The sequence below is a fragment of the Brevundimonas sp. genome (genome assembly GCF_013823285.1).
In the GTDB taxonomy this organism is placed as follows: domain Bacteria; phylum Pseudomonadota; class Alphaproteobacteria; order Caulobacterales; family Caulobacteraceae; genus Brevundimonas.
Map to the genome: position 1 here is coordinate 1 of NZ_PNLV01000147.1, position 4,528 is coordinate 4,528.

The 4,528-nt window shown below is 68.4% G+C and carries 4 protein-coding genes; 2 read left to right on the forward strand and 2 right to left on the reverse strand.

Features of this window, described 5'->3' with window-relative positions; all coding sequences use genetic code 11:
* A partial coding sequence (locus C0461_RS13515) for a PPC domain-containing protein (protein ID WP_292107730.1) occupies positions 1–904 on the forward strand: 904 nt, incomplete at its 5' end.
* A gap of 3 nt (positions 905–907) precedes the next feature.
* On the opposite strand, the gene hutH is transcribed toward C0461_RS13515, so the two are convergent.
* The gene (gene hutH / locus C0461_RS13520) at positions 908–2,440 is read right to left on the reverse strand and encodes a histidine ammonia-lyase (RefSeq protein ID WP_292107731.1); all 1,533 of its coding nucleotides are present in this window, start codon (positions 2,438–2,440) and stop codon (positions 908–910) included.
* Positions 2,437–4,110 (reverse strand): urocanate hydratase, encoded by a 1,674-nt coding sequence (gene hutU, locus C0461_RS13525; protein WP_292107733.1) that lies wholly within the window; start codon positions 4,108–4,110, stop codon positions 2,437–2,439. The genes hutH and hutU overlap by 4 nt, the downstream gene beginning before the upstream one ends.
* A gap of 71 nt (positions 4,111–4,181) precedes the next feature.
* Here hutU and C0461_RS13530 point away from each other — a divergent pair.
* Positions 4,182–4,528: GntR family transcriptional regulator (locus C0461_RS13530; protein WP_292107735.1), on the forward strand; the 347-nt coding region annotated here is incomplete at its 3' end.

The window sequence follows — 4,528 nt, forward strand, 5'->3', positions numbered from 1 at the left end:
CTTCGACACCTACCTGGACCTGGGCCGCATGGCCGCCGGAGGGTTCGAAGGCATCGCCTCTGACGACGACGGCGGCGATGGGCTGAACTCGCGTCTGGTCCACACCTTCGCCGAGGCGGGCGACTACGAGCTTCGCGCGCGTTCGTTCGGCGGGGCGGGCACGGGCGCCTACACCCTGGACGTCAACGAGATCGAGCCGGATCCCGAGCCCACGCCATTGGCTTTCGGCCAATCGATCCAGGGCGAGATTTCCGAGAACAGCGCGCAGGGCTCGTCGAACCGGCGCTATGACGCCTACCGGTTCAGGGGACAGGAAGGCCAGCGGGTGCAGATCGTCATGCGCTCGGGCGATTTCGACAGCTATCTGGAGATCGGATCGGCCGAGGGCGAGTTCACCGCCATGGCCTATGACGACGACGGTCTGGGCGAGGGGCTGAACTCGCGCCTGAACTTCACCATCCCGGAGACCGGCGACTACATCATCAGGGCCCAGCCGCTGGGTGGAAGCGGACGGGGCCTCTATGCGCTGGAGCTGACCGATCGCGGCCCGGCGCCGGTGGCGGGCAGCATCATGATCGGCGCGACCGTGCGCGGCAGCCTGACCGAGAACGACAGCATGGCGGCCGGGGACGCCAGCTTCTACGACGACTACCGATTCCAGGTTGAAGAGGGCGACCGGCTGCGGCTGACCATGGTGTCCAACGCGTTCGACGCCTTCCTGGCGCTGGGCCGGGGGCTGGCGGAGGACTTCGTGCTGCTGGCCTCGGATGATGACGGGCTGTCGGACACCAACTCGCTGATCGAACACGAGTTCGACGAGGCGGGCTGGTACACCCTGCGGGCCAACAGCTATGCGCCCAACTCCACCGGCCCCTATGTGATCAGCATCGAGCGGCGAGAGTAGGCCTCAGCCCAGCGCCACGTCGTCCGGGCAGAGCGTCGCCAGCCAGCCGCGCTCGATCACTTCGGCGGCGGACTGGATGTGGTCGGCGAAATAGCGGTCGGTGGGGATGGCCGCGGCCACGGTGCGCAGCTGCCCAAGCGCCTGCTCCAGCGGCGGCGAGGACGTCAGCGGGCGGTGGTGCTCGATCCCCTCGGCGGCGGCCAGCAGCTCCACCGCCAGGATGTTCGCGACGTTGTCGGCCATGTCGCCCAGCCGCCGGGCGCCGTGGGTGGCCATGGAGACATGGTCCTCCTGACCGGCCGAGGTGGGAATGGTGTCCACCACCGCCGGATGGGCCAGCATCTTGTTCTCTGACGCCAGGGCGGCGGCCGTGACCTGGGCGATCATGAAGCCCGAGTTCAGGCCCGGGTCGCTGGTCAGGAAGGCGGGCAGGCCGCTCATCTTGGGGTCGATCAGGATGGCGGTCCGGCGCTCTGAAATGCTGCCGATCTCGGCGATGCACAGGGCCAGCTGGTCGGCGGCGAAGGCCACCGGCTCGGCGTGGAAATTGCCGCCGGACAGCACGTCGCCGCTTTCGGGGAAGACCAGGGGATTGTCGGTGGCGGCGTTGGCTTCGATCATCAGGGTGCGGGCGACCGCGCTCATGACGTCGAGGATGGCGCCCATGACCTGGGGCTGGCAGCGGAAGGAATAGGGGTCCTGCACCTTCAGGCAGTCGTCGCGGTGGCTGTCGCGGATGGGGCTGTCGGCCATCAGGGCGCGCAGGGCGGCCGCCGTGTCGATCTGGCCGGGCTGGCCGCGCAGCTCGTGGATACGGGCGTCGAACGGGGCGTCGGAGCCCTTCAGCGCGTCGGTGGACATGGCGCCCGTGACCAGCGCCGAGCGGAACAGGTTTTCGGCCCGGAACAGGCCGACCAGGGCCAGAGCCGTGGAGCACTGGGTGCCGTTCAGCAGGGCCAGGCCCTCCTTGGCGGCGAGGACGACGGGCTTCAGGCCCGCCTTCTCCAGCGCGACGTCCGCCGGCGCCCAGGCGTCCTCGAACCAGACCTTCTGGCGCGGTTCGCCGATCATGGCGGCGGCCAGATGGGCGAGGGGGGCCAGATCGCCCGAGGCGCCCACCGAGCCCTTGGCCGGGATCAGCGGGACCAGCCCCCGGTTCAGCATCCCGGCCAGAAGCTGGACCGTTTCACGCCGCACGCCGGACACGCCGCGCGTCAGGGACGCGATCTTCAAGGCCATGATCAGGCGTACGGTCTGGTGGGCGAGCGCCGCGCCGACGCCGCAGGCGTGCGACAGGACCAGATTTTTCTGCAGGGTCTCCAGATCCGCGTCGTCGATGCGGGTGTTGGCCAGCAGGCCGAAGCCGGTGTTGACCCCGTAGACGGTGCGGCCGTCCTCTACGATCCGGGCCACCGTGGCCGCGCCCTGATCCAGCAGGTCGAGGGCGGCGGGGGCGATGACGACGGGGGTGTGCTCGGTGGCCAGGGTGCGCAGCTGATCCAGCGTCAGGCGCTCGGCGCCGATGGTGATGCTCATCGTGCCGCCTCCAGCGAGGGCAGGTTCAGGTCGTGCTCGCGTGCGGCGTCCTTGGCGATGTCATACCCCGCGTCGGCGTGGCGCATGACGCCGGTGGCCGGGTCGTTCCACAGGACGCGCTCCAGCCGCTTCGCCGCCTCGGCCGTGCCGTCCGCCACGATGACAACGCCCGAGTGCTGGGAGTATCCCATGCCCACCCCGCCGCCATGATGCAGCGACACCCAGGACGCGCCCGAGGCCGTGTTCAGCAAGGCGTTCAGCAGGGGCCAGTCCGATACGGCGTCCGAACCGTCAATCATTGACTCGGTCTCGCGATTGGGGCTGGCCACCGAGCCGGAGTCCAGATGGTCCCGACCGATGACGATGGGCGCCGACAGCTCGCCCGAGGCCACCATCTCGTTGAACATCAGCCCGGCCCGATGCCGGTCGCCGAGGCCGATCCAGCAGATGCGCGCGGGCAGGCCCTGGAAGGCGATGCGCTCGCTCGCCATGTCCAGCCAGCGATGCAGCCCGGCGTTGTCGGGAAACAGGCGCTTCATGGCTTCGTCGGTCTTGCGGATGTCCTCCGGATCACCCGACAGCGCCGCCCAGCGAAACGGCCCGATTCCCCGGCAGAACAGGGGACGGATATAGGCGGGCACGAAGCCGGGAAAGGCGAAGGCGTCCTTCACGCCCTCGTCGAAGGCCACCTGACGGATGTTGTTGCCATAGTCGGTGGTGGGCACGCCTTGCGCATGGAAATCCAGCATGGCCTGCACGTGAACGGCCATGGACTTGCGGGCGGCCTTTTCGACGGCGGCGGGGTCGGACTGACGCTTCGTCTCCCACTCCGCGATGGTCCAGCCCGAGGGCAGATAGCCGTTGACCGGGTCGTGGGCGCTGGTCTGGTCGGTGACCAGATCAGGCCGCACGCCGCGCCGGATCAGTTCAGGCAGAACATCCGCTGCATTTCCCAACAACCCGATTGATTGAGGCTTTTTGTCCTTGATGGATTGGTTCAGAAGCTCCAGCGCCTCATCAAGGGTATCGGCCGCCACGTCCAGATAGCGGGTGCGCAGGCGCATCTCGATGCGGCTGGGCTGGCACTCGATGGCCAGGCACGACGCGCCCGCCATGGTGGCCGCCAGAGGCTGGGCCCCGCCCATGCCGCCGAGACCCGCGGTCAGGATCCACTTGCCGGACCAGTCGCCGCCGTAGTGCTGGCGGCCCGCCTCCATGAAGGTCTCGTAGGTGCCCTGAACGATGCCCTGGGTGCCGATGTAGATCCAGGACCCGGCGGTCATCTGGCCGTACATCATCAGGCCCTTGCGATCGAGTTCGTTGAAGTGCTCCCACGTGGCCCATTTCGGAACGAGGTTGGAGTTGGCGATCAGCACCCGCGGCGCGTCCTCGTGGGTGAGGAACACACCCACGGGCTTGCCCGACTGCACCAGCAGGGTCTCGTCCGGCTCCAGCCGCGTGAGCTGGTCGACGATGCGGTCGAAGGAGGGCCAGTCGCGCGCGGCCTTGCCGATGCCGCCATAGACCACCAGGTCCTCGGGCCGTTCGGCCACCTCGGGATCCAGATTGTTCATCAACATGCGCAGGGCGGCCTCGGCAGCCCAGGTCTTTGCGGTCTTCTCCGACCCGCGGGGGCTGCGGATGACGCGGATGTTGGGGGCGTCGGGCATTCAAGTCTCCCTGTCGAATGCGCTATTGTTATGTCTAGACATAATGGGGTGCAAGGGGCAGTCTGCGCGTTATGGACGCCGAGCCCCTGCATCGACGCATCGCGCGGGACATCGAACGCCGCATCGCCTCGGGCGACTGGGCGCCGGGTTTCCGCATCCCCACCGAAGCGGAGCTGACGGCCGAATACGGCTGCGCCCGCATGACCGTCTCGCGAGCGGTTTCGGAGCTGGCGGCGCGGGGGCTGGTGGTGCGGCGCCGCCGGGTCGGCACGGTGGTGGCGCATCCGCCGGTTCATTCCTCGGCGTTACTGGCCATTCCTGACATTCAGGCGGAAGTGCAGGCGCGTGGGCTGATCTATTCGCACAGGCTGATGGGACGAATCGTGCGCCCGACGCTGGCTGACGAGGCCGAGCTGGG